This is a genomic window from Wenzhouxiangella sp. YN9 (assembly GCF_056324165.1).
In genome coordinates this window covers 40,408-56,268 of the sequence record NZ_JBJNIP010000078.1, presented here as the reverse complement: position 1 = coordinate 56,268, position 15,861 = coordinate 40,408, and the positions used below count along the sequence as shown (strand labels likewise).

Here is a 15,861-nt window from a genome sequence, read left to right as displayed (position 1 = left end):
CCATCTCGCTCTCGACGCATGACAACAAGATCCATGGCGAACTCGGCCAAACCGTCCGCGCTTCCCGGTTTTCTGATCGCATTGGGCATCGCAGTGGGCGCCTGGGTGGTCGTTCGGCTGGTGGCAATGCTGCCGCCGCCGGTGGGCACTCTGCCGCTGAACATGATGCTGGTGGCCATCCTGACCGGGCTGGCGCTGGCCGGGCCCACACAACGACGACCGGCATGGCAGCCGGGGCTCGACCTCGCCCGCGGGCCGCTGCTCAAGATCGCCACGGCCCTGATCGGCCTGCGGCTGAGCCTGGCCGCCCTGGGCGAGCTGGGTGCACAGGCCCTGCCGCTGGTGGCGCTGGTGGTGCTGGTCGGCCTGGGCGCAAGCCTGCTGCTGGCCCGGTTCGCCGGCGCCAGTCCGCGGCTGGCCATCCTGCTGGCTGCAGGCACATCGATCTGCGGCGCTTCGGCCATCGCCGCCACCGCACCGGGGGTAAAAGCGAAAAGCGACGAAATCTGCTATGGCATCGCCTGCGTGGCCCTGATCGGCCTGACCGCCACCCTGGTCTATCCCTGGGCGCTGAGCCACCTGCTGGAAACGCCACAACAGATCGGCCTTGTCATGGGCGTGGCCATCCACGACACCGCCCAGGTCACCGCCGCCGCGGCACTGCACGAGCAGTCGTGGGAGGCGGAAGGGACACTGGTGGCGGCCACCGTGGCCAAACTGATGCGCAACGCCGGAATGGTGGTGGTAGTTCCGGGGCTGGTCTGGGCTTATTCCCGTCGCCACGAAGCCGGATCCGCGCGGGTCAAGCTGCCGCTGTTCATCATCGCCTTCATCCTGCTCTCGGGCGTGCGCAGCGGCGTCGATGCCCTGCTCGGCCCCGACAACGCGCTCTGGAACGGATTTCTGGCCGTGGTCTCGCAAATATCGGTATTTGCCTTCGCCATGGCCATGGCCGCGCTGGCCACCACCGTCCAGCCCTCCGAGCTGAAAGCCCACGGCTGGAAACCCGCCGCCGCCGCCATCGGCGCCCTGGCCCTGATGTTCGGCATCGGCGTGTGGTGGGTCGGGTAGAAGCCTGGTTAACTGGTTAGGCCGCCGAGAGGATTGGTGGGCGGCAGTACCCCGAAAGCTCGGGTGGCACACTGACGGTTAATAAGCACTACAGGTCTCGCGAGGTAGCCGCTCCGCAAATCCATAGAGAACCGAACCAGCCAACCGGCTAACCAGCGAACAAGCCTCCCCTCCCACCGCGGCGGCAGCGCGAGTACACTTGAATGCTGTCCTTAGCGAAGCTCCCGGGGCTGAAACGAATGCACTGGATTGCCCACAAGTTCGGCGGCTCTTCTCTGGCGGACGCCGAGCGCATCGACCGGGTCGCCAGCCTGCCCGAGAGCCGCGCTGACGAAGCACAGCTCGTCGTCTCAGCCATGGCGGGCGTCACTGACAAGCTGATTGCGCTGACCGACAACGTGGTCGCCTTCACCACCGAGCGCTACCGCGACAACCCGCTGATCGTGCAGGGCCCCGGCGCCGGTCCGGAAGTGACCGCCGCCGGGGTGTTCGCCGACCTGTTGCGGGTAGCCAGCGGCCTGGGAGCAAAGCTTTGAACGGCTCTCACAGCGCCAGCGCCTTCGCCCCGGCCAGCGTCGGCAACGTGGCTTCCGGCTTCGATCTGCTCGGCCATGCCGTCAACGGCCCCGGCGACACGGTCACGGCCACGCGCACCGAACAGCCTGGCGTCACCATCGAGGCGATCACCGGGCTGGCCAACGATCTGCCGCTGGATCCGGCCGCCAACACCGCCGCTGTGGCCGCACAGGCGCTGCTCGAGGCCACCGATCCCGGTTTCGGGCTCAGCCTGCGCATCCACAAGGGCATTGCGCTGTGCTCGGGCCTGGGCGGCTCGGCCGCCTCGGCGGTGGCCGGCGCGGTGGCCGCCAATGCGCTGCTGGACAATCCGCTGCCGACAAAGGCGCTCTATCCCTTCACCCTGGCCGGCGAAGCGGTGGCCAGCGGCGACCCGCACGGCGACAACCTGGGCTCGCAGCTGCTCGGCGGGCTGGTGCTGGCCACCCGCGACGGGCTGCTCAGGCTGCCGGTGCCGGCTTCGCTGCGCGCCGTGGTTGTCCATCCCGACTATCGCGTGGCTACCCGCAAGGCGCGCGAAGCCCTGCGCGAGCCTTTCGACCTGGCCACCGTGGTCGCCCAGCAAACCCATCTGGCCGAGCTGATCTGCGGCTGCTATGAAAACGACGTCCGGCGGCTCGCCCGCGGCCTGGTCGACGTGATGATCGAGCCGCGCCGGAGCGCGCTGATCCCCGGCCTGTCTCAGGTCAAGGCAGCCGCCCTGGAAGCGGGTGCGCTGGGCTCGGCGATCTCCGGCGCCGGGCCAACGGTGGTCGCCTGGTTCGACGGCGCCGAAGGCACGACGCAGGCAGCCGGTGCCATGCACGCGGCCTTCCGGCGCGCCGGTTTCGAATCACAGTCCTGGATCACGCCGGTGAACGCGCCCGGCGCGCGATTGATCAACGCGCCGCCGGCGGAGGCCGCGTGAAGTTCGTCAGCACCGCAGGCGATGCCCGGGCCGGCCTGGCCGAGGCGCTGACCAGCGGGCTTGCGCCCGACGGCGGCCTGTTTGTGCCCGAGCGCCTGCCGGCGCTTGATGCCAACGCGCTGGCCGGCTGCCAGACCCTGCCCGAGACCGCGGCACACATTCTGGCGCCGTTTTTTGCGCACAGCGCGCTGGCCGAAGCGCTGCCCGGGATCTGCCGCGAGGCGCTCGACCTGCCGCTGCCGATCACCGTCATTCCCAGGCGCGAAAAGAGCGAAGCGCCGGCCTGGCTGCTCGAACTCTTCCACGGCCCCACCGCCGCCTTCAAGGACTTCGCCGCCCGCTTCCTGGCCGCCAGCCTGTCGCGGCTGCGCGCCGATGGCGCGCCCGAGCGCACGGTGCTGGTCGCCACCTCCGGCGACACCGGCAGCGCGGTCGCCGCGGCGTTTCATCGCCGCGCGGGCTTTCGCGTGGTCGTGCTCTATCCCGACGGCAAGGTCTCGGCGCGCCAGGCGCATCAGCTCGGCGCCTTCGGCGACAACGTGCGCGCTTTTCGCGTGCAAGGCAACTTCGACGACTGCCAGCGCCTGGTCAAGCGCGCGCTGGGCGACCGCGAGCTGCTCGAGCAGGTACCGATGACCTCGGCCAACAGCATCTCCATCGGCCGCCTGCTGCCGCAGATCAGCTACTACGCTCATGCCGTAGGCCGGCTGTCGGCCCAAACGCGCGCGCCGATCGACCTCATCGTGCCCACCGGAAATCTCGGCAATGCCCTGGCCGCCATCATGGCCCGCGAAATGGGCCTGCCCATCGGCCAGGTCACCCTGGCCACCAACGCCAACCGCAGCCTGCCCGACTACTTCGCCGGCGGCAACTTCGACCCGCAAAAGGCCGTCGCCACCCTGGCCAACGCCATGGACGTGGGCGCGCCCAGCAACTTCGAGCGCCTGGCCTGGCTGTTTCGCGACCGCGACCTCCGGGATGCCGGCATCGACGCAGTCAGCATCGACGACGAGCGCATCCGCGAGACGATCGTCAAAACCGACCGCGAACGCGGCCTGGCCGTGTGCCCCCACACCGCCTGCGCCATGGCCGCGCTGGACGACCGCCGCCAGGCCGGCAACAACCGCCCCGCCCTGATCGCCGCCACCGCCCATCCCGCCAAATTCGAACAGGTCGTCGAGCCACTGCTCGGCCGCCAGATCCCACCACCCGAGGCACTCGCCGCATTGCTGCAGCAGCCGAGCCACGCCGAGAAGCTGACATCCGATTACAGCGCCTTGCAGGCCGCGCTACGTCGCCCGTCGCGGATGTAACCGCGACCAACTTCGGCGGTCAACGTCAAACCGCCAGCGAGCGACGTAGGTCGGCGTTACATCGCCGACGGACAACGCGGCGGACCGGAGCATGCGTGAGCAACGGGCGAACCGATCGGAAAGGTCATCTTCGGCGGTCAACGTCAAGCCGCCGTCGAACGAACGACGTAGGTCGGCGTTACATCGCCGACGGACAACGTAACGGACCGGATCATGCGTGAGCAACGGGCGAACCGATCGGAAAGGTCGTCTTCGGCGGTCAACGTCAAGCCGCCGTCGAACGAACGACGTAGGTCGGCGTTACATCGCCGACGGACAACGCGGCGAACCGGAGCACGCGTGAGCAACGGGCGAACCGATCGGAAAGGTCGTCTTCGGCGGTCAACGTCAAGCCGCCGTCGAACGAACGACGTAGGTCGGCGTTACATCGCCGACAGACAACGCGGCGAACCGGATCATGCGTGAGCAACGGGCGAACCGATCGGAAAGGTCGTCTTCGGCGGTCAACGTCAAGCCGCCGTCGAACGAACGACGTAGGTCGGCGTTACACCGCCGACAGACGATTTCGGTTACATGTTGGCGCGAACATTGACGCCGCTTTCCTCGGCCAGCTCTTCGTAGAGCTGACGTTCACGGGCGCTTTGCGGTCTGGGCACGGTGATTCTGAGGTTGACGATCTGGTCGCCGGCGGGTTTGCCGGGCAGGCCGCGGCCTTTCAGGCGCAGGCGCTGACCACCAGATGATCCGGCCGGGATGTTCATGGTGACCTTGCCGCCAAGCGTGGGCACGCGTACCTCTGCACCCAGCGCAGCCTCCCAGGGCGCAATCGGCAGGTCGATCAGTACGTTGCGCCCGTCAAGCTCAAACAGCCGGTGCGGCGCGATCTTGACCTCCATAAGCAGATCGCCGGCCGCGCCGCCGCCAATGCCCGGCTCACCCTGGCCGGCCAGCCGAATCCTGCGCCCGGGCGTGACGCCGGCGGGAATGTTGACCTCCAGGCTCTGGCGTTCGCCGCCGCGATCGAGGGTGATGCGGCGCTTGCCGCCCTCGTAGGCGGCCTGCAGATCGATCTCGATGGTGGCGCTGATATCCCGCCCCCGGCCACGCGCCGAACGCCGCCCGCGGCCGGCCCGGGCACCGCCCATTCCGCCGCCGAACAAGGTCTCGAAGAAATCGCTGAAGTCGCCAAAGCCACCGAAGCCCTGGCCGGCCTGCTGTGCTCCGCCGCCACCGCTCCACCCCGGCGGTGGCCTGAAGTCCTGACCACCGCGCCAGCCGCCGGCACGCAGCTGGTCATACTGCTTGCGCTTTTCGGGGTCCTTGAGCGCTTCGTAGGCCTCACCAATTTCCTTGAAGCGTTCTTCCGATCCGGTTTCCTGGTTGCGGTCGGGATGGTACTGGCGCGCAAGCTTGCGATACGCCCGCCGAATGTCATCGGCGGACGCCTCTGGCTTGACGCCCAGCGTCTTGTAATAGTCCTTGAATTGCATGTGTTGAGGGCCTTGAGTTCTCTTTCCATTGAATGAGGGTGGTGCGCGGAAACTCAAGTTGACGCCGACGGGCAAGCGCCACACTTCGCAGAAACGATCTCCGGATCCCGATGGCGCCGGGCTTGGAAAAAACCGCGGTCTGGAAACTGCTCCTGCGGGAGAGAGTCCGGGCAGCTTGTCCTGTAGGAGCGATCTCCAGATCGCGAAAGCGCCGGGCTTGGAAACAATCGCGGTCCGGAAACCGCTCCTGCGGTCAGGGTGCGGGGCCGTCGGGGTGCTTCAGCGTTCGAACCAGGTCACGGCGGGGTGTTCGGGGTTCATCTCGCGGGTCAGGCGGGTGATCAGGCGGCGGGTGGTCTCGCTTTCATGAGCACCCCCGGATTCAGCGGCGGCGATCAGGGCGCGGGCCTCGGTGATGCGCCAGCCGCCAAGGCCCAGCGCCACGCGCAGCTGCAGACACTGCTGCGCATGGCCAAGCGCGTCGGGTTGACGATTCTCCTCCAGCGCCCGCCGCGCGCGCTCGCAGGCAATCTCTGAAAGCACCGAGCGGGCAGCGTTGCCCACGGCTTCGGCATCATCGGCCAGCGCTTCCAGGGCGCCCGGCTCAAAACCCTCGCCGAGGCGCCGCTGCACCTGCACCACCGCCAGCCGCAGGCGCAGGCTGTAGGGGTGGCTCTCGCCGAGCAGGCGCAGCATGATCTCGCGCGAGCGCTGATAATGCGCCAGCGCCGTCGTCAAGTCGCCGCGGGCCTCGGCCAGCTCACCCTGCCCCAGCAGCGCGGCGGCAAAGTCGGGCGTGTCGCTGCCGATGTAGCGCGCAAACACCTCGGTGGCGCGCTCGAGCTGGGTTTCAGCCTCGTCGAGCGCGCCGCGCACGACCAGCAGGCGACCCAGGTTCAGGCGCGCGGCGGCCATGGCCCCCGACGGCCCGTACTGTTCTTCGCGCACAGCCACCACCCGCCGCAGCCGCTGCTCGGCTTCGTCGTTGCGGCCCAGGCGCTTGAAAACGGTTGCCAGATTGGCCGTTACCGACAGGGCGTCGCTGGACTCCCCGCGATCGAGCGCCAGCCACAGCGCTTCGGCCGCTTCCAGATGGCGAACGGCTGCTTTCAGCTCACCGCCAATCAGCAGCGTGGTCGCCAGGTTGTTTTCAGCACGGGCCATCAGCGGACGCGGGCCGGCGGAGACTTCCAGCGCCAGTTCGCGCGCGCGCTCGAGATCGGCCAGAGCCCCATCCCACTGCCCCAGATCGCGCCGGATACGCCCGCGAACCTGCAGCGCGTCGGACATGCGGGCCGGATGCGTTCCCGGAATCGATTCAAGAATCGCCAGGCCATGGTCGGCGTCCACCAGCGCTTCCTGCATCCGCCCGCGACGGTGATGCACCTGCGCCATGTCAAGCAGCGCGATGGAGCGCAGCAGGGGATTTTCAGCGCCCTCGTCGCTTTCGGCAAAGTCGGCCAGCAGCGGCTCGGCGGCGGCATAGTCGTTGAGCGCGATCATGATCTCGCCGAGCACGGCGTTGACCTGCTGGCGCAAGTCGGGATCCCCGGCCAGCCACTCGCCGGCGACCCCGGCGGTGCGGTCGAGCAGCTCGCGCGCAGTCATGCTTTCGGTGTCGGTGGACAGGCTGCCCACCTCGCGAAAAAGCAGCGTGAGATGCTCGCGCAGCGCGTTGGAACGGCGCGCCTCGGCCTGGGCCAGGTCGCGCTCCACCTGGGCCACGCGCGCCTGCCAGACTACTGCCGACACGCCCCCCACCAGCGAGACCAGCACCAGCAGGCCGAGCGTGGCGCCCACGGCATGGCGGCGCGTCCACAACGCCGCGCGCTCTAACATGCGCGGCCGGCGCGCATGAATGGGCAGCTCGTCTTCCAGCCGGCGAACATCCAGCGCCAGCGCGTTGACGGTAGCATAGCGAAGCGCCGGGTCAGCGTGCGTGGCGCGCGCGATGATGGCGTCCAGATCGCGTCGACGGCGGAACGTGCGCCAGCGCTGTCTGGGCTGTGGGCCGGCATCCGATCGCGACGATTGTGACGCTGGCGACGCATCTCCATAGACCAGCCAGCGCAGCAGTGCACCCAGGCCATGGATATCGGCCGCCGTCGACACCGGCTGGCCTTCAAGCACTTCCGGCGCGGCAAAGCCGGGCGTCATCGCCGCCGGCAGGTTGTAGTGCATGTCGCGGTCCAGCAGGCGGGCAACACCGAAGTCGAGCAGGCAAACGCGGCCGGGCGCGGTCAACATCAGGTTGGCCGGCTTGATGTCACCGTGCACGATCAGCTCGCGATGCGCTGCGGTCACCGCATCGCAGGCTTCGCGGAAAATGCGCAGTACCGTGGTCGGGTCCGGCCCGACCTTTGCGTACCAGGCATCAAGCGTGTCGCCGTCGACCCAGTCCATCACCAGATAGGGCCGGCCATCGTCGGTCACGCCGCCGTCAAGCAACCGGGCAATGCCGGGGTGATTGAGCCGCGCCAGCGTCTGGCGCTCGAAGGTGAGCAGGCGCGCCAGGTCGTCGCTGTGGCTGCGAATCAGTTTGACGGCCACCTGCATGTCGAAAGCCCCATCGGCGCGCTCGGCCCGATAGACATCCCCCATGCCGCCGGCACCCACCGGCTCGATCAACCGCCAGGGGCCCAGGCGCGTACCCGGCTCGAACTCCGGCTTTCCGGGACCGTCCAGGCGCGCGTCCAGGGCATCGCCAACCAGAGAATAAGCGGACTGATCGAGCAGCCCGCCGGGCTCGGTGCTGGCGGCCAGCAGGCGCTCCAGCCAGGCGCCCACGCGCGGGGCGCGCTGAACAATGCGGGCCAGTTCGGCGGCGCGCTGCTGGCGGGGACAGTCAAGCAGCTCGTCGAGCAGAGTATCCACCAGGCGGCGGCGCGCCGGGGTCAAGCGGCCAAACGGCTTGCGATCGGGCCTTGTGGTCACTGATTGTTCATTTCCACCAGCAGCCAGGCGCGGGCGCGCTCCCAGTCGCGCTGTACCGTGCGCACGGAAATATCGAGCATTTCGGCGATCTCATCGGCGGTATGCCCACCGAAAAACCGCGCAATGACCACCTCGGCCAGGCGCGGATTGGCCTCTTCAAGACGCGCCAGCGCCTCGTCGATCATGAGCACGGTTTCCTCACTGCCGGTCACGCCGCCGGCGAGCTCTTCGTTCAGGCTCAGCGGCGCTTGCCCGGCCCCGCGTTTGGCCGCCAGCTTGCTGCGGGCGTGGTCGACAATCAGCTGGCGAATGGCCAGCGACGACAGGCGCTTGAGATGCACCCGGTTGCGAATGTTCTGGCTGGCGCTGTTGCGCAGCTTCAGAAAGGCTTCATGAATCAGCTCGGTGGTCTGCAGCGTGGGCGTGGACCCGAAACGCGCCTGCTGACAGCGGGCCACCTCGCGCAGATCGTCGTAAATGAGCGGCAGAATGCGGTCGAGCGTCTCGGGCTGCTCACGCAGCTCGGAGAGCAGCCGGGTCACCTCCCCTTCAGAAATGACGTCCTGTGAAGTTGGCACAAAAGCCACCGGAATTCCGTTTAATCAGGGATGTCGAGTTTGCCACAGTCTGACTGAATGCAGGCTTAAAGAAAAATCAAACGGCGCTGCCGGCGTGTTTCATGGGAGCGATCTCCAGGTCGCGAAGACGCCGTCTCGGGCCAGAACATCGCGATCTGGAGATCGCTCCCACACCGAACGATGCGCATGAGCCTGTAGGCGCGATCTCCAGATCGCGATAAGCACAGGGCGATGCCGCGTGAGCCTGTAGGAGCGATCTCCAGATCGCGATAAGCACAGGGCGATGGCGCATGAGTCTGTAGGAGCGATCTCCAGATCGCGATAAGCACAGGGCGGTGTCGCATGAGCCTGTAGGAGCGATCTCCAGATCGCGAGAAGCGCGGGATGGTGGCGCATGAGTCTGTAGGAGCGACCTCCAGGTCGCGATAAGCCCGCCAACCGGCAGTGCAATTTACGACAAAGCACCACCAATTACATCAGCTGCCAGACCGGCCAACCCGGCTACAGCTTCTTCAACGCCTGTTCATCCAGCCGAAACATCGTCCAGCCTGTCATCGGCCTGGCACCCAGGCTGCGATAGAAATCAATCGCCGGCTGATTCCAGTCGAGCACTCTCCACTCCATGCGCCCGTAATTACGCTGGCGCGCAATGCCGGCCAGGTGCAGCAGCAAGGCCTTGCCAATACCCTTGCCGCGTTCGGACTCGCGCACGTAGATGTCTTCAAGATAAAGCCCGGGGCGCCCGACAAAAGTGGAAAAGTTGCGGAAGAAAAGCGCAAAGCCGGCAGCCTGACCATTCCACTCCGCAATGACCGCCTCGGCTACCGCGCCGTCGCCGAACAGTGATTCAGCCAGATCTTCGGCAGTTGCCTCGACCTCATGGGCCAGCTGTTCGTATTCGGCCAGCTCGCGAATAAGATCGAGCAGCAATGGCCCATCACCCGGACGAGCGGCGCGCAGTTCGAGAGGTTCGCACATGATCAGCGGTTTCCTGCATTTCCCGGCAAAGGATATTACGCGAAAAGAATCGCGATCTGGAGATCGCTCCCACACCGAACGATGGCGCATGAATCTGTAGGAGCGATCTCCAGATCGCGAGAAGCACGGGGCGGTGGCGCATGAGTCTGTAGGAGCGATCTCCAGATCGCGATAAGCACGGGGCGGTGGCGCATGAATTTGTAGGAGCGATCTCCAGATCGCGATGCGGGCCTCTCTCGAAACCCACGCGGCCTATCAGCCTTGCCTGATGGCGCCGCCTGTAGCCTCTTCACCAGCAGGCCAACCGCAGCCTCCGGCTCGGGAGTCGGGGCAACGAGACCGACGCGCTGCCCGGAAGCCGTCACTCAACCAGATCCGGCTTGCCGTAGTACCAGCCCTGCGCATAATCGCAGCCCACGGCGCGCACGAACTCTGCCTCGCCGGCAGTCTCGACGCCTTCGGCGGTGACTTCCATGCCCAGATCATGGGCCAGGTTGGTCACCGCGCGCACGATGGCGGCGCTGGCCTTGTCGTCTTCGACATGACGCACGAAAGTGCGGTCGATCTTGAGATGCTGTACCGGCAAACGACGCAGGTAGCCCAGCGATGAAAACCCGGTGCCGAAATCATCAATGGTCACGCTGATACCCGCCTCGCGCAGCCGGCTGATCTGCTTGAACGCCTCGGTGCTGTCGCGCATGAAGGCACGCTCGGTGATCTCGACTTCGATGCGCTCGGGCCCCAGGCCGGCATCCTGGCCCATGGCCAGCAAGCGCGCGCAGAAGTCGGGGTCCTGCAGCTGATCAGGGGCGACATTGAGCGCGACATTGATCCCCGCCCTGGCGGCAACCGCCTGCATGGCACGCCGGTACACCTGCTCGCCCAGGGCCGCTACCAGCCCGCGCTTTTCGGCCAGGGCCACAAAGCGGTCGGGCGCAAGCCAGCCGTCCTCCCAGTGATACCAGCGCGCCAGCGCCTCCACCGCCACGGGCCGGCCGTCGGCCAGGGCAACAATCGGCTGCAAAGACACCTGAATCTGCTCGCGCTCGATGGCGCTGCGCAGCTCGGTCTCCAGATAACGCCGGGCGCGGGCGGCTTCGGTCAGCTCGCGGGTGTAGCGTGCCCAGCGCCCCGGCCCCTGCGATTTGGCCTTGTACACAGCCGCGTCGGCGTGGCGCGTCATGTCCTCGGCAGAATCGGCATCGTCGGGATACAGGCTGATGCCGATGGAAATGGTCATCCGCACCTGGCGCTGGTCCAGCCGCATCGGTGCGGCCATCGTGCGGCAGATTTCCTCACTCAGGGCCTCGGCACGGCGGGCGGCGTCGCGCCCGCGCAGCACCACCATGAACTCATCGCCGCCAACGCGCCCGAGCAGGCCTTCGCCGGTCACCAGCGAATCGAGCCGCTGGGCCACCTCTTTCAACAGCCGGTCGCCGGCGGTGTGGCTCCAGGCGTCGTTGATGTCGTTGAAACTGTCCAGATCCAGATACAGCACCGCCAGACCCTCACGCGCCGAGCCGGCCAGCCTCAGCTCGTCACGCAGGGTCGACTGCAGATGGGCGCGGTTGGCCAGCCCGGTCAGATCGTCATAGTAGGCCAGCCGAGTCAGTTTGCGCTCGAGCTGACGACGATGCGTCACCAGGCGGGCAAAGCCGTGCCACATGACGCTGCCGTCGGCCAGCCGCTCGGGGCCGGAGTCCACCTCTACCCACTCCAGATTCTGATCATTGCGGGGTCGACCAATCGGATACATGCGGAAATGCTCGAAAAACGGCTCCAGCATCTCGGCGCTGTGCATGATCGACTGCATTACCCGATCGGCGTCGTCGTCATGAATGCGCTGAAACAGCGGCGCCGCGTCTTCCGCTACGGCGTCATAGTCAGTGCCGAACACCTGCTGGAACTTGCTGCTGGCATACGGCAGCCACAGCCGGCCGGTATCGGCGTCGAGCTGCAGCTGATAAACCGCGCCGGGCACGTGGCTGGCCAGCCGCTCCAACTGAATGCGCTGGCGCGCATGATCCGCCTCCACCGCCTTCAGCCGCGAGACATCCACCGCAACGCCGGCAATCATCTGCTCGCCCTCAAGCTCTATCCGACGGCTCTGGAAATGATGCGGCGGGCTGGCGCCGCGCGCGGTCAGCACCGACACATCGGTTGCGGAATAACCCTCGACCAGACACTTTTCCAGCGCCAGCTCCACCGTTTCCTGATCGGCTTGCGCAAAAAAGTCCAGCGCCGACATGCGCCGGATTCGCGCGGCGCTGTAGCCGGTCAGACTCTGCAGCCGAGGATTCCACAGCCGCAGGCGTCTGCAGGTGTCAACCAGATAAAAAATGCCCGGAATGACATCCAGCAGCAATGCCGACAGCTCGCGTTCATCCACAACCTCCCCGGCGGCCCGGTCCGGGCCGAACGGCTCCATGCCTGTTGTCATCCCCTGCTGGTTCCTGTGTTCCCTGTGCCGCTCGCCCCACGCGCAGCAGCCACAAAGCCACCTTGCGCCCTCGAATGCCACCCGGTCAACGCCGCCGACAATAGCAGATCGTGACAAGCATCACAAAACAAGCCATGCGCAGAGCCGGGACCTTGCACTCGAAGGTGCCGGTAGCGGGAAGACCCCGGATCGAGTCCGGGGATACGGGTGCTGGCAGCACAGCGCCAAGCCACCCCCGAAATCCCGGCCACAGAGCCGGGACCTCCCATCCGAAGGCGCCAGCAGCGAGAAGACCCCGGATCGAGTCCGGGGATGCGGGTGCTGGCGGCAAGGCCCTCACACACCCTCCGAAATCCCGGCCACAGCGCCGGGACCTCCCATCCGAAGGCGCCAGCATCGGGAAGACCCCGGATCGGAGTCCGGGGGTACGTGCGCTGGTGGCGACGCATTCAGCCCAACTCGTAATCCCGGCCAAGCGAAGCGCAGAGCCGGGATCTCCCAACTCAGACCGATCTTCGGACTGCAAAGGCCCCGGGTTATGTTCCGGGGAGCAATTTCGGATAAAATCCGGCTACAGGAGATGGCCATGAACACATCGACATTACTTGACCTGTCAGTGGAAGAGCGCCTCCAACTGGTTGAACAGCTCTGGGACAGTATCGCGGCTGACCAGAGCGCGCTGGCCCTTTCGGACGCCCAGCGGCAAGAGCTGGATCGTCGCCTGGACATTTACGAACTGGACCATGATCCGGGCCGCCGGGCAGAAGACGTTGTAGCAGGCATTCGCAAGCGTTTATGAGCCCCGGGCTTCATGTCCGCTTCGAAGCAGAGCAGGATCTTGAAGCTGCAGCAGCCTGGTACGCAGAGCAGAGGCTTGGGTTGGGGCAGGATTTCCTTGATGAAATCCTTCGGTCCTTTCAGAGCATCGCCGAGCAGCCAAAACGGTATCCAATCGTGCACCGCAAAACGCGCCGCGCACTAGTTCGACGCTTTCCCTTCGGCGTGTTCTACCGTATCGAACCAGATTGTATTGTTGTAGTGGCAGTCATGCACGGCAGCCGTGACCCCCATCACTGGAAACGTCGAACCTAGCAAAGGGCAAGAGACCGCGCCGAGATCTTACTGGCGACGGTGCCAACGACAGGAAGACCCCGGATCGAGTCCGGGGATGCGGGTGCTGGCGGCAAGGCCCTCACACACCCTCCGAAATCCCGGCCAAGCGAAGCGCAGAGCCGGGACCTCCCATCCGAAGGCGCCACCGCCGGGAAGACCCCGGATCAAGTCCGGGGATGCGGGCGGCAAGGCCCTCACACACCCTCCGAAATCCCGGCCAAGCGAAGCGCAGAGCCGGGATCTCCCATCCGAAGGCGCCACCGCCGGGAAGACCCCGGATCGAGTCCGGGGATGCGGGTGCTGGCGGCAAGGCCCTCACACACCCTCCGAAATCCCGGCCAAGCGAAGCGCAGAGCCGGGACCTCCCGTCCGAAGGCGCCACCGCCGGGAAGACCCCGGATCGAGTCCGGGGATGCGGGTGCTGGCGGCAAGGCCCTCACACACCCTCCGAAATCCCGGCCAAGCGAAGCGCAGAGCCGGGATCTCCCATCCGAAGGCGCCAGCAGCGAGAAGGCCCCGGATCGAGTCCGGGGATACAGGTGCCAGCGGCGAAGCGCTCACACCATCCCGAAATCCCGGCCGCAGAGCCGGGACCTCCCATCCGAAGGCGCCAGCAGCGAGAAGGCCCCGGATCGAGTCCGGGGATACCTCTGGCGCTCTCGGGGATACCTCTGGCGCTCTCGGGAATACCTCTGGCGCCTTCGGGAATACTTATGCCGCTTTCGGAGATATTTGTGGCGCGTCGAGGAGTGCGTGTGCCGATGCCGACAGCTACTCGGAAAACAGCCGCTCCACTCGATCAAGAAACATCTCGCGGCCCCACAATGGCAGGCTTTGCCTTTGCTGAACCGAAAGAAACGGCTCAACGTCTGCGGCAGCGGCGCCCCAATCGACATTCTCGATATGACGGTTCAACGCCGTCGTGAGCCAGCCTTCGTCCGCGTCCACACCGCAACCCGCCCAAGGGCCGTACTGATCCAGCGCGTGGCCCAGATGCGCCAGATTCGGCGCGACGCCGCGACGTACGTACCAGAGAAAATCGAACCAGTCGCGACCCTTCAGGTAGGGGCGGCAAAGAAGCGCATGAAGCTTCAAGGCAAAATTACTCGGCAAGTCCTGGCTGACAACCATGAAATCGGTCGGAAAATCCGGAAAATGCCGCTCCCACCCTGAACCTGCCGGTGGATTTGTATCGATCTCGAGCTTGACTCTCAGCTTGCGGCGCGGCGCGCCATCCCGAAACCCCAGCTGCAGCAATCCGGCAAGAGAGTCATCCTTGACCATGGTTCGGCGAACCGCGTCCTGCGTCTGCCGGGAATCGGCCAGCGCTCGATCCCGGCGGTCACTGCGCGCCAGGAAAAGCGCTCATCGGGTTCCATGAGAATAAAATCCATTTCCTCGGAAAAGCGCGGCAGCCCATAGAGAATCCTCAAACTGGTGCCGCCCTGAAATGCCGCCCTTTCAAAAAAATCATTGCGCCACAGCGCGTAGAGCACAAGCTCCTGCAGAATCTCCTTGAGCGCCTGCTCTTCGGCCAGCGCGTCCCCGGCCTGGTAAGCCGCCAGTCTTTGCTGCAACAACTCAATCATCCACCCACCTCTTCAGCCAGCTTCTCGACAACATCCCGCATCTTTTGAAACCGGTAAACCTCCTTGAAGCGATCAACATCGCGGGCGGTCACGCTCGCCCACCACTCCTGCTCCAGACGCAGGCCTTCGAGGAAGCCGGTCAGTCCCTCGATATCGACCTTCAGGTGGCAGCACAGATCAAGCAAGGCCCGCAGCGGCGTGGCGATCAACCCGATACCCGCGGCCAGCTCGTGCCGCTCGACGCCGGCCAGCAGATAACCTGGATTGACCGCGAGCGGAAAAAACCGGAACTGGCCGTAGCCCGGCACATTGAATTCGGCCTTGCGCCGCCCCGGCACCACGCTGCGCACCTGACGAACGGCCTCCGGAATGCAGCCGTGCCACGCCAGCGCGGATTCGAACGAAATGTACGAGCCCGAGCGCAAGGCCTGAGCCAGCACGAACGAATGCGGCTGCACGCCGGATACAGACGGCGCAAGCATATACACACCACGGCTCAATCGCTCCAATTCGCCGGCCTTGAGCGCCCGATTGACCAGGTTGTAACGCCGCTGTGCAGACCCCTCAACAACCCCGTCGAGCTGCCGATCCGAAAAGATCCGGCACCGTAAATCAGAGTCCGCAATCAACCTGGTCAACGTCTGCACAAATGCACGATACTTTCACTTAATGAAAGTTTCAAGTATTTTATTGTCTGAATGGAGCCGGGATCTCCCACCCGAAGGCGCCACCGCCGAAAAGACCCCGGATCAAGTCCGGGGATACGTGTGCTGGCGGCGAAGCGCTCACACCACCCCGAAATCCCGGCCAAGCGAAGCGCAGAGCCGGGATCTCCCGTCCGAAGGCGCCAAAAGCAAGAAGACCCCGGATCG

General features: G+C 65.9%; 14 protein-coding genes and 1 pseudogene. 6 read left to right on the top strand and 9 right to left on the bottom strand.

Going from position 1 to position 15,861, the window contains the following annotated elements; translation table 11 throughout:
* Positions 1 to 33: 33 nt before the first annotated feature.
* The 4 genes from ACEWQ0_RS04915 to thrC all read left to right on the top strand — a co-directional run bounded on the left by ACEWQ0_RS04915 (position 34) and on the right by thrC (position 3,867).
* On the top strand, positions 34 to 1,071 hold the full coding sequence (locus ACEWQ0_RS04915) for a YeiH family protein (RefSeq protein ID WP_476482119.1): 1,038 nt from the start codon (positions 34 to 36) through the stop codon (positions 1,069 to 1,071).
* Between the two features lie 239 nt (positions 1,072 to 1,310).
* A complete protein-coding gene (locus tag ACEWQ0_RS04910) occupies positions 1,311 to 1,607 on the top strand; it encodes a hypothetical protein (protein WP_476482120.1) in 297 nt (98 codons plus the stop codon).
* Positions 1,604 to 2,554: a homoserine kinase gene (locus ACEWQ0_RS04905; RefSeq protein WP_476484692.1), complete on the top strand. Its 951-nt coding sequence runs from the start codon at positions 1,604 to 1,606 to the stop codon at positions 2,552 to 2,554. Before ACEWQ0_RS04910 ends, ACEWQ0_RS04905 begins: the two co-directional genes overlap by 4 nt.
* Positions 2,551 to 3,867, top strand: a complete 1,317-nt coding sequence (gene thrC, locus ACEWQ0_RS04900) for a threonine synthase (RefSeq protein ID WP_476484691.1) — start codon at positions 2,551 to 2,553, stop codon at positions 3,865 to 3,867. Before ACEWQ0_RS04905 ends, thrC begins: the two co-directional genes overlap by 4 nt.
* A 569-nt stretch (positions 3,868 to 4,436) precedes the next feature.
* Here the strand turns inward: thrC and ACEWQ0_RS04895 are convergent.
* The 5 genes from ACEWQ0_RS04895 to ACEWQ0_RS04875 form a co-directional block, all read right to left on the bottom strand.
* Positions 4,437 to 5,357, bottom strand: coding sequence for a DnaJ C-terminal domain-containing protein (locus ACEWQ0_RS04895; RefSeq protein ID WP_476484690.1), 921 nt, complete (start codon positions 5,355 to 5,357; stop codon positions 4,437 to 4,439).
* A gap of 279 nt (positions 5,358 to 5,636) precedes the next feature.
* Positions 5,637 to 8,291: a serine/threonine-protein kinase gene (locus ACEWQ0_RS04890; RefSeq protein ID WP_476484689.1), complete on the bottom strand. Its 2,655-nt coding sequence runs from the start codon at positions 8,289 to 8,291 to the stop codon at positions 5,637 to 5,639.
* Complete coding sequence (locus ACEWQ0_RS04885; protein WP_476484688.1) at positions 8,288 to 8,878, bottom strand: ECF-type sigma factor; 591 nt, start codon at positions 8,876 to 8,878, stop codon at positions 8,288 to 8,290. The genes ACEWQ0_RS04890 and ACEWQ0_RS04885 overlap by 4 nt, the downstream gene beginning before the upstream one ends.
* A gap of 492 nt (positions 8,879 to 9,370) precedes the next feature.
* On the bottom strand, positions 9,371 to 9,847 hold the full coding sequence (locus tag ACEWQ0_RS04880) for an N-acetyltransferase family protein (protein WP_476484687.1): 477 nt from the start codon (positions 9,845 to 9,847) through the stop codon (positions 9,371 to 9,373).
* Positions 9,848 to 10,208: 361 nt separating this feature from the next.
* Positions 10,209 to 12,287, bottom strand: a complete 2,079-nt coding sequence (locus ACEWQ0_RS04875; RefSeq protein ID WP_476484686.1) for a putative bifunctional diguanylate cyclase/phosphodiesterase — start codon at positions 12,285 to 12,287, stop codon at positions 10,209 to 10,211.
* Between the two features lie 586 nt (positions 12,288 to 12,873).
* Between ACEWQ0_RS04875 and ACEWQ0_RS04870 the strand changes: the two genes are divergently transcribed.
* Both ACEWQ0_RS04870 and ACEWQ0_RS04865 read left to right on the top strand, forming a co-directional pair.
* Positions 12,874 to 13,086, top strand: a complete 213-nt coding sequence (locus tag ACEWQ0_RS04870; protein WP_476482128.1) for an addiction module protein — start codon at positions 12,874 to 12,876, stop codon at positions 13,084 to 13,086.
* Positions 13,083 to 13,379: a type II toxin-antitoxin system RelE/ParE family toxin gene (locus ACEWQ0_RS04865; RefSeq protein WP_476484685.1), complete on the top strand. Its 297-nt coding sequence runs from the start codon at positions 13,083 to 13,085 to the stop codon at positions 13,377 to 13,379. The genes ACEWQ0_RS04870 and ACEWQ0_RS04865 overlap by 4 nt, the downstream gene beginning before the upstream one ends.
* A gap of 792 nt (positions 13,380 to 14,171) precedes the next feature.
* Here the strand turns inward: ACEWQ0_RS04865 and ACEWQ0_RS04860 are convergent.
* The 4 genes and pseudogenes from ACEWQ0_RS04860 to ACEWQ0_RS04845 all read right to left on the bottom strand — a co-directional run.
* Positions 14,172 to 14,684 (bottom strand): nucleotidyl transferase AbiEii/AbiGii toxin family protein, encoded by a 513-nt coding sequence (locus ACEWQ0_RS04860; protein ID WP_476484684.1) that lies wholly within the window; start codon positions 14,682 to 14,684, stop codon positions 14,172 to 14,174.
* Positions 14,612 to 14,989 carry a nucleotidyl transferase AbiEii/AbiGii toxin family protein gene (locus ACEWQ0_RS04855; protein ID WP_476484683.1) on the bottom strand — a complete coding sequence of 126 codons (378 nt, stop codon included), beginning with the start codon at positions 14,987 to 14,989 and terminating at the stop codon, positions 14,612 to 14,614. Before ACEWQ0_RS04855 ends, ACEWQ0_RS04860 begins: the two co-directional genes overlap by 73 nt.
* The gene (locus tag ACEWQ0_RS04850; protein WP_476484703.1) at positions 14,986 to 15,471 is read right to left on the bottom strand and encodes a type IV toxin-antitoxin system AbiEi family antitoxin domain-containing protein; all 486 of its coding nucleotides are present in this window, start codon (positions 15,469 to 15,471) and stop codon (positions 14,986 to 14,988) included. The genes ACEWQ0_RS04855 and ACEWQ0_RS04850 overlap by 4 nt, the downstream gene beginning before the upstream one ends.
* A gap of 21 nt (positions 15,472 to 15,492) precedes the next feature.
* Positions 15,493 to 15,636 (bottom strand): annotated as a pseudogene (locus ACEWQ0_RS04845) (hypothetical protein); the annotation flags it as partial.
* Positions 15,637 to 15,861 lie beyond the last annotated feature (225 nt).

Bases quoted from the DNA above. Each gene is read 5' to 3' on its own strand.
- ACEWQ0_RS04875 (WP_476484686.1), bottom strand. From the start codon at position 12,287: ATGACAACAGGCATGGAGCCGTTCGGCCCGGACCGGGCCGCCGGGGAG.
- ACEWQ0_RS04855 (WP_476484683.1), bottom strand. From the start codon at position 14,989: ATGATTGAGTTGTTGCAGCAAAGACTGGCGGCTTACCAGGCCGGGGAC.
- ACEWQ0_RS04860 (WP_476484684.1), bottom strand. From the start codon at position 14,684: ATGGTCAAGGATGACTCTCTTGCCGGATTGCTGCAGCTGGGGTTTCGG.
- ACEWQ0_RS04895 (WP_476484690.1), bottom strand. From the start codon at position 5,357: ATGCAATTCAAGGACTATTACAAGACGCTGGGCGTCAAGCCAGAGGCG.
- ACEWQ0_RS04850 (WP_476484703.1), bottom strand. From the start codon at position 15,471: ATGCTTGCGCCGTCTGTATCCGGCGTGCAGCCGCATTCGTTCGTGCTG.
- ACEWQ0_RS04865 (WP_476484685.1), top strand. From the start codon at position 13,083: ATGAGCCCCGGGCTTCATGTCCGCTTCGAAGCAGAGCAGGATCTTGAA.
- ACEWQ0_RS04880 (WP_476484687.1), bottom strand. From the start codon at position 9,847: ATGTGCGAACCTCTCGAACTGCGCGCCGCTCGTCCGGGTGATGGGCCA.
- ACEWQ0_RS04915 (WP_476482119.1), top strand. From the start codon at position 34: ATGGCGAACTCGGCCAAACCGTCCGCGCTTCCCGGTTTTCTGATCGCA.
- ACEWQ0_RS04910 (WP_476482120.1), top strand. From the start codon at position 1,311: ATGCACTGGATTGCCCACAAGTTCGGCGGCTCTTCTCTGGCGGACGCC.
- ACEWQ0_RS04870 (WP_476482128.1), top strand. From the start codon at position 12,874: ATGAACACATCGACATTACTTGACCTGTCAGTGGAAGAGCGCCTCCAA.